A 16,357-nucleotide genomic window follows, 5' to 3' on the forward strand; every position below is an offset into this window, starting at 1 on the left:
CGCCTTACTCACGGCCGGGTTGATGTTATTTTCGTTGCCAAGCCTGTCAGCGGAAGCTGCCGGCAAGTATGACCCGCCGCCGAACCTGCTCGAAGGCCATCAACTCGTGGAGGCGCTGCGGGCAGGCGGCTACGTCATCTACGTCCGCCACGGCATCACCGACCATACCCTGGACGATACGGATCGGCAGAACCTGGCGAACTGTGAGACCCAGCGGCCGCTCTCGGAGGAGGGCCGGCACCAGATGCGCGGGATCGGGGAGGCGATAAAGGCCCTTGGTATCCGCGTCTCCACCGTGCTCAGCAGTCCCTTCTGCCGCGCCATCGATAGCGCGAAACTCGCCTTCGGCAGCATGGAAATCGTCGATGACCTGCGGCAAGGCGTCGACGCCGACGAAGCGACCGCCGAACGCCGGGCACAGGCGTTGAGAAAAATGCTGGCGACCGCCCCCCGCGAACCCGGCACCAACACCGTGCTTTCCGGCCATACCGGTAATCTGCAAGAGGCGACTGGAATCTGGCCCAAGCCGGAGGGCGTCGCCATCGTATTCAAGCCCGGCGGCGGCGATGAATTCACCTATATTGCGACCCTACCCCCGGCGCATTGGCAGGAGTTCGTGCGCGGCAATAAAGAAACCCGCCGGCCGGTAACTGGTAAGTGATACCCACGACCTGCGGGATGCACGGCAACTACGTGCATATGATGACGACATGAAATGCGAGCGCTGAACCAATGAAGCTGCTGTCGAACCTCTCGATCCGGACGAAGTTCCTGCTGCTTCCCGTGATTGCGGCGGGGCTTATACTTGTTCTGGGCGCGATTTTTCTGTCCGCGCAGGAAACCCAGAGGAGCCAGCTGGAGCAGACGGTCAGCCGGGACGTGCCCAAGATGCGCGAGATGTTCCGGCTGTTTTCAGAGTTTTCCACCAATCACGCCGAGTTCATCAGCCTGCTCGCCTCCTCGTTGAAAGAAGAGACGCACGAGGGTCAGGTTTACGCCCAGGGACGCAAGAGCGTCATAGCGGTCAATAGAACCATCGAGGGGTTGGATCAGCTCAGTAGCAAGTTCGAATTTGACGCCGGCCAGCAGCAGATATCCGACAGGCTGCGGCAACGGCTCCTCGACTACCGCCATCAGCTGGGATCAACGGTGTTCCTGGCGTCAGTAGAGGTAAAGCTGATCACGCAGTTCACGCTCAAGGCCAATCAGGCCTACAATGCCGCAAACAATGAGTTTCTGTTTTTCATTGATGCGGTACAGGAAGGCGCCCAATCCGGGGTCGCCGGTGTCCAGTCTACATCCAACGCCAACAAATTATGGTTCAACACCATTCTGGGCGCCACGATTCTTTTCATTTTGCTAAGCAGCATACTGCTGTCCAGACTCTTCACGTCGGACATCAAATACACCATTGAGGCGCTCTCGCGGCTGGTCAGGGGGGATACCGATATCCCGGAACCGGCAGCGAACCGCGGGGAGGAGTTCGGCGCCGTCAACCGGGCCATCCAGGCCTTCAGGCAGGTGCTGATCCAGCGCGACAAGGCCGAGCAGGAACTGCGCATCGCCGCCATAGCCTTCGAGACGGAGGAGGGCATTCTGATTGCCGACCAGCATAAACGCATCATCCGGGTCAACCACGCCTTCTCTCGTTTGACCGGCTACAGCGCCGAGGAAGCGATTGGCCAGACTCCCGCCATGCTCCGATCCGGGCGACAGGATGCGGAGTTTTACCGTAGCATGTGGGAGGCTATCGCGCGCGACAAATACTGGCAGGGAGAAATCTGGAGCCGGCGCAAGGATGGCGAGATTTTCCCGGGGCGAGTTACCATCACCGCCGTCACCGATGCGGGCGGACAGGTGACGCATTATGTCGCAGTCTATGCCGACATCACGCTACAAAAAGAATCGGAACAAAAAATACACCAGCTTGCTTTCTATGATCCGCTCACCAAGCTGCCCAACCGGAGCCTGTTGCGGGATCGTTTGCGGCAGGCGCTGGCCCACAGCATTCGCAACAAGACCCGTGGTGCAGTCCTGTTCATCGATCTGGACAATTTCAAGACACTCAACGATACCCAGGGTCACAACATCGGTGATTTACTGCTGATCGAGGTCGCCAAACGTCTCCAGGATTGCGTGCGCAGCGACGATACGGTAGCGCGGCTGGGCGGTGACGAGTTCGTCGTCATCCTTGGTGATCTGAGCCCGGACGCCCAGCAAGCGGTAGCCCAGGCCAAAGCTGTTGGAGAGAAGGCTCTTGCCTCCATCAACCAGCCGTTCAACCTCCAGGGGTTAGAACACCACGGCTCGTCCAGCATTGGCATCAGCCTGTTCCACGGCAACGAGGTCAGGAGGAATGACCTGCTCAAGCAGGCCGATAGCGCGATGTATCAAGCCAAGTCCGCCGGTCGCAATACCCTGCGCTTCTTCGATCCCGCGATGCAGGCTGCGCTGGAAGCCCGTTCCGTCATGGAGGCCGACCTGCGCCAGGCATTGGCGCTTCAGCAACTCAAGCTCTACTATCAGATACAGGTCAATGAGCAAGGTGTTGTTGTGGGTGCCGAAGCGTTGCTGCGCTGGCAGCATCCCGAGCGCGGGCTGGTTGCGCCGATGGAATTCATCCCGCTGGCCGAGGACACCGGCCTCATCGTGCCGATCGGGCGATGGGTGCTGCAAACGGCCTGTGCCCAACTCAAGATGTGGCAAGCCGATCCGCTCACCTGTCATTTACAGCTTGCCGTCAACGTCAGCGCGCGGCAGTTTCGTCAGCCGGACTTTGTCGATCAGGTGCTGGAAGCGCTCAAAGAAACCGGCGTTGATCCGCTCAAGCTTGGACTCGAGCTTACCGAGAGTCTGGTGCTGCACGACATTGCTGATAGTATCGACAAAATGCAGGCGTTACGTATCGCTGGCGTAGGCTTCTCGCTGGATGATTTCGGCACCGGACAATCCTCATTGAGCTATCTCAAGCGCTTGCCGCTGGACCAGATCAAGATCGACCGGAGTTTCGTGTTCGACATCGCCACCGACCCAAGCGATGCGGTAATCGTTCAGACCATCATTGGGATGGCCAACAACCTTGGGCTGGAGGTTATTGCCGAAGGGGTGGAGACGGAACAGCAGCGCGACTTCCTCGGCCGCAATGGCTGCCACCTGTATCAGGGCTACTTGTTTAGCAGGCCCGTGCCGATTGAAAGTTTTAAAATCTAGACTTTGTTCCGGTGCGGGGGCATATATTGTGTTGGAATGCCAAGAGTGCTGGCTTCGTCTGCGATACTCTAAAATAATAAGTAAAGCAGCCGGAGTCTATTAAACAGGGGGTAATATGGCCGCTGCAAAGAAGGTGGTTGGGAAGAAAGCTGCTGCAAAAAAGACCGTTGGTAAAAAGCTTGCTAAAAGAAGGCTGTAGCAAAGAAGGTCATCAGGCGGAAGTTGCGCACGGGTGGGACGGGCCCGCGTTACCAATAACTGAAACTATAACCATGCCAACTCTGAAATGTTATCGTGATGCTTATATCGAGTTATCGGGTATTGCAAGCGACGTGTCACGCAAGCTTGGGTTTGCAGGAATCGCGATCATATGGATATTTACTGTTGAATCAGCAGACAAGTCATATGTAGTCCCGCAAGCACTATATAGTGCAGGTCTTGCGATAATTTTAAGCTTGGCGCTGGATCTTATGCAGTATGTGCTTGGCGCATTAATTTGGGGGGTTTTCTGGCGAGTTAAGGAGTGGTCCGGAGTGAAGGACGGCCAAAATATAGATGCTCCATCATTCTTTCATTGGCCTACTCTAACTTGCTTCTGGGGGAAGCTTCTGTTGATGTTCTCTGCATATTGGTACTTGCTTGCTTTTTTGTTTAGTCACATAGCAAGAGGGTAGCCGTGCGGTAGGCGCAGCGCGTTAGGATGGGTGGAGCACAGCGTTACCCATCGCGCAGCGTGGCGGAGTCTGTGCAGGGGGCGATCAGCCGAGTCGGTTGTCCGCTGGATGGTACAACGGGTCTTCCAGTACGTTTACTTCAATCATGCCCTTGGCCTTGTCGAGCAACTCCAGGCAATCCGGGCTCAGATGGCGCAGGTGCAGCTTCTTCCCCAGTTGCGTATAGCGTTCCGCGAGCATATCAATTGCTTCCAGTGCCGAGTGATCCTTGACGTAGGCGTTTTTGAAATCGATGACCACTTCGTTCGGGTCGTCCCTGGGTGTGAACAAGGCAATAAAGTTCTGCGTCGAGGCGAAGAACAGTGGGCCGTGCAAGTCGTAGACCTTCCAGCCATGCTCTTCGGTGGAAACGTGCACCTTGATGTGCCTGGCCTGCTGCCAGGCGAATACCAGCGCCGATATGATCACGCCGACGATGACCGCCATCGCCAGATCAGCCAGCACTGTGACGGCCGCGACCGTCAGCCCCACCAGCACGTCGGCGTGCGGTACTTTGCCGAACAGGCGGAAGCTGCCCCATTCGAAGGTTTTTTCCGCCACCACAAACATCAGGCCGATGAGTGCTGCGAGCGGGATCATCTCGATCCATTCCGAGGCAAACAGGATGAAGCTGAGCAGAAACAGCGCGGCGGCGATACCGGAAAGGTTTTTCACCGCGCCGTTGGTGACGTTGATCATGCTTTGCCCGATCATCGCGCAACCGCCCATGCCGCCAAAGAACCCGGTGACCACATTGGCGACACCTTGCCCGACACAGGCGCGATTTGGTTTGCCGCGCGTCTGTGTCATGTCATCAATCAGGTTCAAGGTAAGCAGCGACTCAATCAGGCCAATGCCTGCCAGCACCAGGCTGTAGGGGAAGATGATGGCGAGCGTATCCCAGTTGAGCGCTACGCTGGGGATGTGGAATTCCGGCAGCCTACCCTTGATGGAGGCAAGGTCGCCCACGGTCTTGGTTTCCATGCCGCTGAAAATGACCAGTGCGGAAACGGCAACAATCGCCGCCAGTGTCGCGGGTACGGCCTTGGTTATCCTGGGCAGCAGATAGATGATTAGCATGGTCAGCGTAATCAAACCCAGCATGATGTAGAGCGGCGCGCCCTGCATCCAGCTTGAGATGCCATCAGGCGTAGTCACCTTGAAGTGATTCAGCTGGGCCAGAAAGATCACGATAGCCAGGCCATTTACAAAGCCCAGCATCACAGGATACGGCACCATGCGGATGAATTTGCCGAACTTCGCCAGCCCGAACAAAATTTGCAGCGCCCCCATTAACACCACGCTGGCAAACAGATACTCCACGCCATGTTCCACGACCAGCGCCACCATCACGACTGCCAGCGCCCCTGTTGCGCCGGAGATCATGCCCGGGCGACCGCCGAACAGTGATGTGATCAAGCTCACCATGAAGGCGGCATACAGCCCGACCAGCGGGTGCACGTGTGCCACCAGCGCAAAGGCGATCGCCTCAGGTACCAGCGCCAGCGCAACGGTCAGGCCGCTCAGGATATTGGTTTTGGTTTCTGAAAATTTGTTAATGCCCACTCATAGACTCCATAAAAATAAAGGCACTGCTCGTGTGTGGGGCAGGGAAAACAGCAGATTCAACAGTGTATGTAGCGGGTGTCTGGGTTGTCACCCGACAGCACCGCCAAATCGTGTGACGCAGTCAGGGGGTTGGGATTTCTATGCCCTGACCTCAATCCCGCATTCGGCCATGCGTTGCTTGGCCTGGGCGATGGTGTACTCGCCGAAGTGGAAGATGCTGGCGGCGAGTACGGCGTCGGCCTCGCCTTCCCGTACGCCTGCTACCAGATGGTCGAGGGTGCCGACGCCGCCGGAGGCGATGACCGGCACACTGACGGCTTCGCTTACGGCGCGCGTGAGTGCGATGTCGAAACCGCTCTTGGTACCGTCGCGATCCATGCTGGTGAGCAGGATTTCACCGGCGCCGTAGTCGGCCATTTTTTTCACCCAGGCAATGACGTCGATGCCGGTGGCCTTGCGCCCGCCGTGAGTGTATACCTCCCAGCGATTTTCACCCGGCACCTGGCGGGCATCCACGGCGACTACGATGCACTGGGAGCCGAAGCGCTCGGCGGCTTCCCTGACGAATTCGGGGTTGGCGACGGCGGCGGTGTTGATGCCGACCTTGTCGGCACCGGCATTGAGCATGCGCCGGATGTCGCTGATGTTGCGGATGCCGCCGCCAACGGTAAGTGGTATGAAGACCTGGCTGGCGACTTCCTCAACCACATGGATAATGGTGTCGCGCTCGTCGGAACTGGCGGTGATGTCGAGAAATGTCAACTCGTCGGCGCCAGCGTCGTTGTAGCGCTGCGCTATTTCCACCGGGTCGCCCGCATCGCGCAGCTCGACAAAGCGTACGCCCTTGACGACGCGGCCTTTGTCCACGTCGAGGCAGGGGATAATGCGTTTGGCTAAACCCATAAGAATCAGTAACGAGTGGCGAGTAGCGAGTAGCGAGTAGCGAGAATACAGCATAAGCAGTTGAGGCGCCAGGTTATGCCGGATGTTGGCCAGACAGCGTATCGGCCAGCGCCTGGCCGGTTTTAAAATCCAGCGTGCCTTCGTAGATTGCCCGCCCGGTGATCGCGCCCATGATGCCCTCATGCGCCACCTTGCACAGTGCGCGGATGTCGTCGAGGTTGGTGATACCGCCGGAGGCGATGACGGGGATGGTAATGGCCTGCGCGAGCGCAACGGTAGATTCGATATTGATGCCGTGCAGCATGCCGTCGCGTCCGATGTCGGTGTAGATGATCGCCTCGACGCCGTCTTTCTGGAAGCGCTGGGCAAGGTCAATGACGTCGTGGTTGGAGAGTTTTGACCAGCCGTCGATCGCCACCTTGCCGTCTTTTGCATCCAGTCCGACGATGATGTGGCCGGGAAACTCCAGGCACATGTCGGCCACGAAGTGTGGTGTGTTGACGGCTTTGGTGCCGAGGATGACATAGCTTACGCCGGCATTGAGGTAGGTCTGAATGGTATCCTCATCGCGAATGCCGCCGCCGACTTGAATCTGCAAGTCGGGATGGCTTTGGGTGATGCGGTGGATGACCTCGGCATTGACGGGCTTGCCGGCAAATGCGCCGTTCAGGTCGATGATGTGCAGGCGGCGCGCACCTTCTTTCACCCAGCGAGCGGCGACCGCGAGTGGGTCATCGGAAAATACGGTTTCATCATCCATGCGCCCCTGGCGCAGGCGTACGCATTTTCCGTCTTTAAGATCGATTGCGGGGATTAATAGCATTCCAACACCCTCGTTTTAGACAGTACCATTCCAGTGTAAAAAATTCTTGAGCAGGGCAAGGCCGTGGCGCTCGCTTTTTTCCGGGTGAAACTGCACGGCGAAGACATTGTCGCGTGCAATGGCCGAGGTGAATTCGGTGGGATAAGAGGTGAGTCCGGCCGCCAGGTTGTGATCGGACGGCTGCGCATAATAACTGTGCACGAAATAAAACCGGCTCTGATCCGGAATGCCCTGCCACAAGGCGTGCGCGTGGGCCTGACGCACCTGGTTCCAGCCCATGTGCGGTACCTTGAGCCGTGCGCCACTGGCGTCTGTCATGTGGTCGGCAAAACGCCGCACGCTGCCTTGAATCACGCCAAGGCCAGGCCAGCCGTTATTTTCCTCGCTGGAGTCGAGCAGCACCTGCATGCCCATGCAGATGCCAAGGAACGGTTTGTTTTTCACGCACTCGCGCACCACGGCGTCGAGCTCCAGCCGTTGCAGTTCCTTCATGCAGTCGCGCATTGCGCCCTGGCCGGGAAATACGACGCGTGCGGCATTCATAATTTGCTGCGGGTCGTTGCTGACCACTACGCGCGTATCTTTCTGCGCGATGTGTTCCAGCGCCTTGGCGACGGAGCGCAGGTTGCCCATACCGTAGTCGATGACGGCAACATCGTTCATTATATAGGGTTCGGAGCGTGCATCAGAAGTGCAGGCAGGCGGCGTAGTGGGTTAGAGCGACCCTTTGGTGGATGGCAGCTTCCCCTGCATGCGCTCATCACGCTCGACGGCCATGCGCAGCGCACGCCCGAACGCCTTGAATATGGTCTCGGCGATGTGATGTGCATTCTTGCCGCGCAGGCAGTCGATATGCAGCGTGACCAGTGCATGATTGGCGAAGCCCTGGAAAAACTCGTGCAGCAGGTCAACATCGAATTCTCCGATGCGCGCGCGCGGATACTCGACGTGGTAGTCGAGGCCGGGGCGGCCGGAGAAATCGATGACTACGCGCGACAGTGCTTCGTCCAGCGGCACGTAGGCGTGACCATAGCGGCGGATGCCCTGTTTGTCAGCGAGCGCCTTGGCGAAGGCCTGACCGAGGGTGATGCCGATGTCTTCCACGGTGTGGTGCGCGTCGATGTGCAGATCGCCCTGGGCCTTGATGTCGAGATCAATCAGGCCATGACGGGCAACCTGGTCGAGCATGTGGTCAAGAAAGCCGATACCGGTGTGCAGGCGCGATGTCCCGCCACCGTCCAGATTGACCGTGGCCTCGATGCTGGTTTCCAGGGTGCCGCGTTGTATGCTCGCTTTACGCTGAGACATGGGGTCTGTGGTGTTGGGTAACTGTGGGTTAATTATAACAGCGATGTGGGTTGCGTACACTCAGGTATTTTCAGGGGTCAGCGCTGCGCGCAGCGCACTGGTAAAGGCCTCGTTTTCCCGCGTCGTGCCCACAGTGACGCGCAGGCAGTCTCGCAGTGCGGGGTTTGATGCATGCATATTTTTGATCAGTATGCCGGCCTGCTTGAGGGTCTCGAACAGGGCAGGGCCGCGTCCGGATCCTGCGCGAAACAGTATGAAATTGGCCTGGCTGGGGTAGGCCGTGATGCCGGGCAGTGTCTGCATCTCGCGCAGCAGCAGTTCGCGCGCAGTGCGGATGCGGGTGGTTTGCTCGTCCAGCAGGGCGGCATGCTCCAGTGCAAATGCCGCGCTGATCTGTGTCAGTACATTGATGTTGTAAGGCAGCCGCAGCTTGTTGAACTCATCCAGCCACAGCGGGGCACCGGCCAGCAGGCCGAGGCGCAGCCCGGCTAGACCCATTTTTGACAGGGTGCGCATGACCAGCAGGTTCGGGTAGTGCGGCAGTTGCGGCATCCAGCTTCGCGCCGCAAAGGCGTGGTAGGCCTCATCCAGCACCACCAGACCGGGGGCGGCCTCGATTACTGCGCGCACGCTGTCATCGTCAAACAGGTTGCCGGTGGGGTTGTTGGGGTAGGCGAGGAATATGACAGCAGGCTGGTGCTGTTCGATGGCGCGCAGCATCGCGGCGCGATCAAGCGCGAAGTCATCCACCAGCGGCACGCCGACATAAGTCATGGCGGCAATATCCGCAATGATGCGGTACATGGCAAAGCCCGGTTCCGGTGTCAGCAGGACGCGCCCGGGGCCACTCAGTGCCAGCGCAATCATCTGGATCAACTCATCCGAGCCATTGCCGAGCAGTACGGCACAGCCCTCCGGTACCGCCATGCCGGCCTTGAGGCTGGCGCACAGCGCCTGCGGCGCCGGGTCGGGATAACGGTTGAGGGACGCATCACGCAGCCGGGCCAGCCAGGAGTCGATGATCTCCGGCGGCCAGGTATAGGGGTTTTCCATCGCGTCGAGTTTGATCAGCCCGCGCGCATCGGGCACGTGATAGGCAGAGAGTGCACGTATCTCGGGACGGATAAGGGATTGCACGAGTTGTGTGAGAGGGTTTTTCATATAAGTTGCTAGTTGCTAGTTGCTAGTTGCTAGTGGCGAGGAATAGCCTCGAGTGCAGACGTGTTAATGATCCTCGCCACTGTTTGTACGATATTCCGCCGACCGCGCGTGCGCCGTGAGACCTTCGCCGCGCGCGAGTACCGACGCGATCTTGCCCAGTTCTGCGGCACCGCTGGCCGAGCACTGGATCAGGCTGCTGCGTTTCTGGAAGTCGTAGACGCCGAGCGGAGAACTGAAGCGCGCCGTGCGTGATGTGGGCAGTACATGATTCGGTCCCGCGCAGTAGTCGCCGATGGCCTCGGGCGTGTAGTGGCCCATGAAGATCGCCCCGGCGTGGCGGATGCGCGCGGCCCATGGCTCGGCGTCATCCAGTGCCAGCTCCAGATGTTCGGGCGCAATAAAGTTGGCGATGTCGACGGCCTCGTCGAGGTTGCGTACCTGTATCAGAGCACCCCGCGTCCCCAGCGAGCGGCGCACGATGTCGGCACGCTCCAGCGTGGGCAACAGACGCTCGATGCTGGCCGCGACCTGATCGAGCCATGCGCCATCGGGGCTGACCAGCAGCGCCTGCGCCTGTTCGTCGTGCTCGGCCTGCGAGAACAGGTCCATGGCGATCCAGTCGGGATTGGCCGAGCCGTCGCTGAGCACCAGTATTTCCGACGGGCCTGCAATCATGTCGATGCCGACGGTACCGAATACCAGCCGCTTGGCGCTGGCGACATAGATGTTGCCGGGGCCGACGATCTTGTCCACCCGTGGCACGGTCTCCGTGCCATAGGCCAGTGCGGCCACGGCCTGTGCCCCGCCCAGGGTGAAGATGCGATCCACGCCCGCTACGGCAGCTGCGGCCAGTACCAGTGCGTTGACCACACCGTGCGGTGTCGGTACCACCATGATGAGTTCACCCACGCCCGCAACCTTGGCGGGCAGCGCATTCATCAGCACCGATGAGGGGTAGGCCGCCTTGCCGCCGGGGACATACAGGCCGACGCGATCGAGAGCAGTGATCTGCTGGCCGAGCAGCGTGCCGTCGGCTTCGCGGTATGACCACGATTGCATTTTCTGGTGCTCGTGGTAGCTGCGAATACGCTCCGCCGCCGTCAGCAGTGCAGCATGCTGCGCCTGCGGCAATTCAGCGAGCGCTGCCTGCATGCGTGTCTTGGAGATTTCCAGTGCGCTTACAGCAGCGGCGCTGACCTGGTCAAAGCGTGCGGTATATTCCAGCAGCGCGGCGTCGCCGCGTGTGCGCACCGTGTGCACGATCTCGCGCACACTGCGCTCAATGCCTTCATCTGCAACCTCTTCCCAGGCCAGCAGTCCATCCAGTTGTGCCTGGAAGTCGGCTTGGGTGCTGTCCAGACGTTTCATGTGGGTTGCCGGGCGGCTGTCTCTGCGACTGCTGCTGCAAGCTGTGCCACAACTCGCTTGATGCGTATGTGCTTCATTTTCATCGAGGCCTTGTTGACCACCAGGCGGGCGCTGATGTCGGCAATGTGCTCCAGCGGCTGCAGGCCATTCGCCTTCAGCGTGTTTCCGGTATCGACCAGATCGACGATGCGATCGGCGAGACCGACCAGCGGCGCCAGCTCCATCGAGCCGTAGAGCTTGATGATTTCCACCTGCATGCCCAGTGCCGCATAGTAGCGGCGGGTCACGTCGGTATATTTGGTGGCAATCCGCAGGCGGCGCGTGTGCTGCATGGGTTCCTGCCTGCCAGCAACCATCATCCGGCAGCGTGCAATGTGGAGATCAAGCGGTTCATACAATCCGTCGCCGCCATACTCCATCAGCACATCCTTGCCCGCCACGCCGAGATCCGCCGCCCCGTATTCAACATAGGTGGGTACATCGGCGGCACGGATGATTACCAGCTTCACATCGTCCTGGCTGGTATCCAGCACCAGCTTGCGGCTGGTATCGGGATCATCAAGGGGAATAATACCGGCGTGCGCGAGCAACGGCAGCGTCTCCTTGAAGATGCGGCCCTTTGACAGCGCAATGGTCAGTGTATTACTGGTCATGTCTTATGTTTAATTAAGAAGAGAAAAGATACAAGGTACAAGTGGAAAATATGCTTGATGATGGCTTTTCACTTGTCTCTTGCCGCTTTTCTCTGTCTTTAGCCAGGCACCCGGTGGATGGTGGCGCCGAGTTGTGTGAGTTTTTCTTCAATGCACTCATAGCCGCGGTCGATGTGATAGATGCGATCCACGACGGTGACGCCTTTCGCCACCAGCCCCGCCAGCACCAGGCTGGCCGAAGCACGCAGGTCAGTGGCCATGACCGGCGCAGCCGTGAGGCTGTCCACGCCCCGGGTGGTGGCCGTATTGCCGTCAAGGCTGATGTCGCTGCCCATGCGCTTCAGTTCGTGTATGTGCATGAAGCGGTTTTCGAACACGGTCTCGGAGACTCTGCCGATGCCATCGGCAATGCTGTTGAGCGCGGTGAATTGCGCCTGCATGTCGGTAGGGAAGGCCGGGTAGGGCGCGGTGTGTATGTCTACCGCCTTGGGCCGCCGTCCCTGCATATCGAGCTCAATCCAGTCCTCCCCGGTATCAATCGTGGCGCCCGCCTCGCGCAGTTTTTCCAGCACGGCATCCAGCAGGCCCGGGCGTGTGCCCTTGAGTTTCACGTGTCCGCCGGTGATCGCCGCAGCGACCAGATAGGTGCCGGTTTCAATGCGGTCGGGCAGCACGCTGTAGCGGGTGCCGGACAGGCGCTCAACGCCTTCGATGGTGATGCTGCTGGTGCCTGCGCCGCTGATACGGGCGCCCATGTTGATCAGGCAGTTGGCGAGGTCGACTACCTCCGGCTCAAGCGCCGCGTTTTCAATCACCGTGGTGCCCGCTGCGAGGGTGGCCGCCATCATCAGGTTTTCGGTGCCGGTGACGGTGATCTTGTCCAGCACCAGATGTGCGCCATGCAGGCGTTTGGCGCTGGCGCGGATATAGCCGTTCTCCACCGTGATTTTCGCCCCCATCGCCTCCAATCCCTGGATGTGCAGGTTGACCGGGCGCGGACCGATGGCGCAACCCCCGGGCAGGGAAACCTCGGCCTGGCCGTAGCGCGCCAGCATCGGTCCCAGCACCAGAATCGACGCGCGCATGGTTTTGACCAACTCATACGGTGCATAGAGTTTCTTGATCGGGCGCGCATCCACCTCGATGTTGAGGCGCTCGTCCACCGTCAGATGCACACCCATGCTGCCCAGCAATTCCATGGTGGTGGTGATGTCGTGCAGGTGCGGGACATTGCACACCGTCAGGGGTGTGTCGGCGAGCAAGGTGGCGGCCAGTATCGGCAGTGCGGCATTCTTCGCGCCGGAGATACGAATTTCGCCGTGCAGCGGTTGGCCGCCGGTGATGATTAATTTATCCATGGTGTTGTAACAGGTAGCAGAGGGCAGGGTGTGGCGTGTGTTCCTGCTGTTGGCGGATGGTCATGTAGATTGCGTGGCCTGCCATTCGGCAGGGGTAAGTGTACGCAGGGCGAGGGCGTGAATGGCCGAGTGCATGCTGTCGCCGAGCGTGGCGTAGACCAGGCGGTGTTGCTGTACCGGGGTTTTGCCCGCAAAGGCCGCGCTGACCACGATGGCCTCAAAGTGGCTGCCGTCTTCGCCGCTGACCTGTGCCTGGCTGTCGGGCAGCCCGGCTTCGATCATGCGTTTGATGGTTTCAGCATCCATAGTGGCGGCCTGCAATGGGGTATTAGTTAGATGTCAGAGTAAGACCATCCCTGGTCTTACTCTGACGCGAAAACGAAAAAATGTGATTTTTCTTTTTCTTCATTTTTCAAAGACCTTTCGTCTTTGAAAAATGGCGGTATATCCCTATACCGCGCTAGCAGCGTGCTTGTCAGCACGCTGCTAGCATACCGGTTAAGCACGGATTTTGTAACCTTTTTGCAGTAAAAACAGGCATACGGCACTGATCGCTACCGCAAAACCGGCGGTAATGGTCAGACTCAGCAGCGGTGTGACATCGGAGACGCCGAGCATGCTGTAGCGGAAGCCGTCAATCATGTAGAAAAACGGGTTCAGGCGCGAGGCATCATGCCACAGCGGCGGCAGGTCATGAATGGAGTAAAACACGCCACTCAGAAATGACAGTGGGACGATGATGAAATTTTGCAGCGCGGAAAGCTGCTCATAGGTGTCGGCCAGAATCGCCACCACGATGCCGAGCGCGCCCAACACCAGACTGGCCAGTAATGCGAAGGCGATCATGCCGCCGATATGCGCGAGCTGCAGGTCGGTGAATGCCAGCGCTGCCAGATAGACGCCCACGCCCACCAGCAGGCCGCGCAGCATCGCTGCGCCCACATAGGCAAGATACAGCTCGGCGCTGGAGAGCGGCGCCAGCAGCACAAACACCAGGCTGCCGTTGACCTTGGATTGAATCAGGCTGGAGGAGCTGTTGGCAAAGGCATTCTGGATCACCGCCATCATGACCAGACCGGGCACCAGAAAGGCGGTATAGCCGATACCGTCGTAGACCTGTACGTGATCGGTCAACACCTGCTGAAAGATCAGCAGATACAGCAGTGTCACCGTAATGGGCGTGAGCAGTGTCTGCACCGTCACCTTCAGGAAGCGCCAGACCTCCTTCCAGAACAGGGCCAACAGGCCGCGTGGATTGCTGAAGGCGTGGGTCTTCATGCGTGGCCTGCCGTGGGCGGGGCGGTAATCTGGAGAAAGACTTCTTCCAGCCCCGGCTCCTGGGTGTAGAGATCGGTGATGCCAAAACCGGCGTCGCGCAATGCGTCGAGGACGTCGGCGATGGCGTCATGTTGTTTGTGCAGCCGCAGTTTGATGTGCTGCGCCTCACGCGTGACCAGCAGTGGTGTCAATGCGGGCGGCAGGGCGCGTTCGTTGTCGCTGACGCTCAGGCACAACATGCGATAAGGGTGGCGCTGCAACAGGGCAGTCTTGCTGTCGAGTGCCGCCAGCCGTCCGTGGTCGAGAATGGCGATGCGGTCGCACAGCGCCTCGGCCTCGGCGAGGTAGTGTGTGGTCAGCACCACGGTGACGCCATCGCGGTGCAGGCGGCGGGTGAATTCCCACAGCATGCGCCGCAGTTCGGTATCCACGCCTGCCGTGGGTTCGTCCAGCACCAGCACCTGGGGCTTGTGGGCCAGCGCCAGCGCGATCAGTACGCGTCGCTTCATGCCGCCGGACAAGGCGTGAATGCTGGTGTCGGCTTTGTCCGTCAGGCTTAAGGTGGTGAGCAGTTCATCAATCCATGCGGCGTATGCGCGACCGTGGCCGAAATAACCGGCCTGCAGACGTAGCACCTCGCGCACGCTGAAAAAGGGATCATAGAGCAGTTCCTGCGGCACCACGCCGAGCGCATGGCGCGCCGCGCGGTAGCCGCGGATGACATCATGGCCGAGAATGGCGGCCTGGCCGGCATCGGCGCGGGTCAGGCCCGCGAGGATATTGATCAGTGTCGACTTGCCGGCGCCGTTGGGTCCCAGCAGGCCGAAGAACTCGCCGCGTGCGATGCTGAAGTCCACGCCTTGCAGGGCGTGCACGCCCGGGTAGTGCTTGTGGATGTCAGTGATGGTGACGGCAGAATTCATCAGTACTCAGGTGTGGCGCGTAGGAGCGCACGCGCAGAAAGCTTACGAGGGAGACAGGCCCGCTTAGGCAGGCGGGTGTTGCGCCTCATGGTTCGACAGCGGTAGCACGGCCTCCACGCCACTGGCCTGGGCGATGGCCAATAGCTGTTCCGGGATGGCCCGAAAGTGCAGATTTTTATGCAGGCGCCGGGCCTGCCGCAGCCACTCTACCAGCAGTGCCAGCCCGGCGCTGTCGGTGCGTTCGACGCGGCTGAGGTCGAGCACCAGTGCTGCCTCGGGGCTGCCAAACAAAGTGTCCGTTTCCAGGTACACCTGTGGCACGGTGGCGAAACTCAGATCGCCCGCCAGTTGAAAATGTCCTGCACTGCCCGAGATGGGTGTAAGGGCGCTCACTGGGCGGCGGCGTGATTGAGCGGGGCCGTGGCGGCTGTGCTCTTGTCATTTTGCTGGTTGCGGGTGACCAGCTTGGCGATCAATCCATCCAGCCCGCCCTGCCTGATCTCGTTGGAGAATGTGGAGCGGTAGTTGGCGACCATGCTTACGCCATCGATGACGACGTCGTACACCTTCCATTGGCTGCCTTTCAAGTACAGGCTGTAGTTCACGGGAATGGATGGTGCGCCGGGTGTGCGTATCTCGCTCCTGACGGTGGCGTCATCGGCGGAGGTTTCACCCTTGAACGGCAGGTAGATGATTTCCTGGTCACGGTATTCGGCCATCGCAGTGGCGTAGGTGCGTACCAGCAGGGCGCGGAATTCATTCACGAAGGCGGCCTTCTGGGTGTCGCTCGCGGTGCGCCAGTGCTTGCCGAGCACCCAGCGCGACATGCGCTCGAAATCAAAGTGAGGCAGGATAATTTCCTCCACCAGCGGGTAGAGACGCGCAGGATCGGCCTTGATCACATCACGCTCGGCCTTGAGGGCGGCGATCATGCGATCCGAGGCCTGCCGCACCACGTCTTGCGGGGGGGTGTCAGCATAAGCCGTGCTGCCCGCCGTGCTTGCAGCGACGGTCAGTAGCCCGGCCAACAGTGTTCGTGCTATCAGCATCATATCTCAGTGTGCTCCAGTAAAGGTACCACGTGCGCAGT

General features: G+C 59.6%; 17 protein-coding genes. 3 read left to right on the forward strand and 14 right to left on the reverse strand.

Annotation, left to right across the window (positions count from 1 at the left end; translation table 11 throughout):
* From Q8L89_01425 to Q8L89_01435, 3 genes are all read left to right on the forward strand, one after another.
* On the forward strand, positions 1-661 hold a 661-nt coding region (locus Q8L89_01425; GenBank protein ID MDP1707728.1), incomplete at its 5' end, for a histidine phosphatase family protein.
* 71 nt (positions 662-732) lie between these two features.
* The gene (locus Q8L89_01430; GenBank protein MDP1707729.1) at positions 733-3,210 is read left to right on the forward strand and encodes an EAL domain-containing protein; all 2,478 of its coding nucleotides are present in this window, start codon (positions 733-735) and stop codon (positions 3,208-3,210) included.
* A 272-nt stretch (positions 3,211-3,482) separates the two neighbouring features.
* A complete protein-coding gene (locus Q8L89_01435) occupies positions 3,483-3,884 on the forward strand; it encodes a hypothetical protein (GenBank protein ID MDP1707730.1) in 402 nt (133 codons plus the stop codon).
* Positions 3,885-3,968: 84 nt separating this feature from the next.
* Here Q8L89_01435 and Q8L89_01440 read toward each other — a convergent pair whose 3' ends face one another.
* From Q8L89_01440 to Q8L89_01505, 14 genes are all read right to left on the reverse strand, one after another.
* On the reverse strand, positions 3,969-5,489 hold the full coding sequence (locus Q8L89_01440) for a SulP family inorganic anion transporter (protein ID MDP1707731.1): 1,521 nt from the start codon (positions 5,487-5,489) through the stop codon (positions 3,969-3,971).
* Between the two features lie 141 nt (positions 5,490-5,630).
* The gene (hisF, locus tag Q8L89_01445; GenBank protein MDP1707732.1) at positions 5,631-6,395 is read right to left on the reverse strand and encodes an imidazole glycerol phosphate synthase subunit HisF; all 765 of its coding nucleotides are present in this window, start codon (positions 6,393-6,395) and stop codon (positions 5,631-5,633) included.
* A 73-nt stretch (positions 6,396-6,468) separates the two neighbouring features.
* Positions 6,469-7,218 carry a 1-(5-phosphoribosyl)-5-[(5-phosphoribosylamino)methylideneamino]imidazole-4-carboxamide isomerase gene (gene hisA / locus Q8L89_01450; protein ID MDP1707733.1) on the reverse strand — a complete coding sequence of 250 codons (750 nt, stop codon included), beginning with the start codon at positions 7,216-7,218 and terminating at the stop codon, positions 6,469-6,471.
* A gap of 15 nt (positions 7,219-7,233) precedes the next feature.
* Positions 7,234-7,881: an imidazole glycerol phosphate synthase subunit HisH gene (hisH, locus tag Q8L89_01455; protein ID MDP1707734.1), complete on the reverse strand. Its 648-nt coding sequence runs from the start codon at positions 7,879-7,881 to the stop codon at positions 7,234-7,236.
* Between the two features lie 51 nt (positions 7,882-7,932).
* Complete coding sequence (gene hisB, locus Q8L89_01460; GenBank protein ID MDP1707735.1) at positions 7,933-8,526, reverse strand: imidazoleglycerol-phosphate dehydratase HisB; 594 nt, start codon at positions 8,524-8,526, stop codon at positions 7,933-7,935.
* Between the two features lie 60 nt (positions 8,527-8,586).
* Positions 8,587-9,687, reverse strand: coding sequence for a histidinol-phosphate transaminase (gene hisC, locus Q8L89_01465; GenBank protein ID MDP1707736.1), 1,101 nt, complete (start codon positions 9,685-9,687; stop codon positions 8,587-8,589).
* 63 nt (positions 9,688-9,750) lie between these two features.
* Positions 9,751-11,055 (reverse strand): histidinol dehydrogenase, encoded by a 1,305-nt coding sequence (gene hisD / locus Q8L89_01470; GenBank protein ID MDP1707737.1) that lies wholly within the window; start codon positions 11,053-11,055, stop codon positions 9,751-9,753.
* Positions 11,052-11,708, reverse strand: a complete 657-nt coding sequence (gene hisG, locus Q8L89_01475; GenBank protein MDP1707738.1) for an ATP phosphoribosyltransferase — start codon at positions 11,706-11,708, stop codon at positions 11,052-11,054. The genes hisD and hisG overlap by 4 nt, the downstream gene beginning before the upstream one ends.
* A gap of 98 nt (positions 11,709-11,806) precedes the next feature.
* Positions 11,807-13,066: a UDP-N-acetylglucosamine 1-carboxyvinyltransferase gene (gene murA, locus Q8L89_01480; protein ID MDP1707739.1), complete on the reverse strand. Its 1,260-nt coding sequence runs from the start codon at positions 13,064-13,066 to the stop codon at positions 11,807-11,809.
* 60 nt (positions 13,067-13,126) lie between these two features.
* On the reverse strand, positions 13,127-13,372 hold the full coding sequence (locus Q8L89_01485) for a BolA/IbaG family iron-sulfur metabolism protein (GenBank protein ID MDP1707740.1): 246 nt from the start codon (positions 13,370-13,372) through the stop codon (positions 13,127-13,129).
* A 192-nt stretch (positions 13,373-13,564) separates the two neighbouring features.
* Entirely contained in the window at positions 13,565-14,344 is a 780-nt protein-coding gene (locus Q8L89_01490) for an ABC transporter permease (protein ID MDP1707741.1), read from the reverse strand.
* Positions 14,341-15,267 (reverse strand): ABC transporter ATP-binding protein, encoded by a 927-nt coding sequence (locus Q8L89_01495; protein MDP1707742.1) that lies wholly within the window; start codon positions 15,265-15,267, stop codon positions 14,341-14,343. The genes Q8L89_01490 and Q8L89_01495 overlap by 4 nt, the downstream gene beginning before the upstream one ends.
* 63 nt (positions 15,268-15,330) lie before the next feature.
* Positions 15,331-15,660 (reverse strand): STAS domain-containing protein, encoded by a 330-nt coding sequence (locus Q8L89_01500; GenBank protein ID MDP1707743.1) that lies wholly within the window; start codon positions 15,658-15,660, stop codon positions 15,331-15,333.
* Positions 15,657-16,319 (reverse strand): ABC transporter substrate-binding protein, encoded by a 663-nt coding sequence (locus Q8L89_01505; GenBank protein MDP1707744.1) that lies wholly within the window; start codon positions 16,317-16,319, stop codon positions 15,657-15,659. The genes Q8L89_01500 and Q8L89_01505 overlap by 4 nt, the downstream gene beginning before the upstream one ends.
* Positions 16,320-16,357: the final 38 nt, after the last annotated feature.

Source organism: Gammaproteobacteria bacterium (assembly GCA_030680605.1).
GTDB lineage: Bacteria > Pseudomonadota > Gammaproteobacteria > SURF-13 > SURF-13 > JAQBXX01.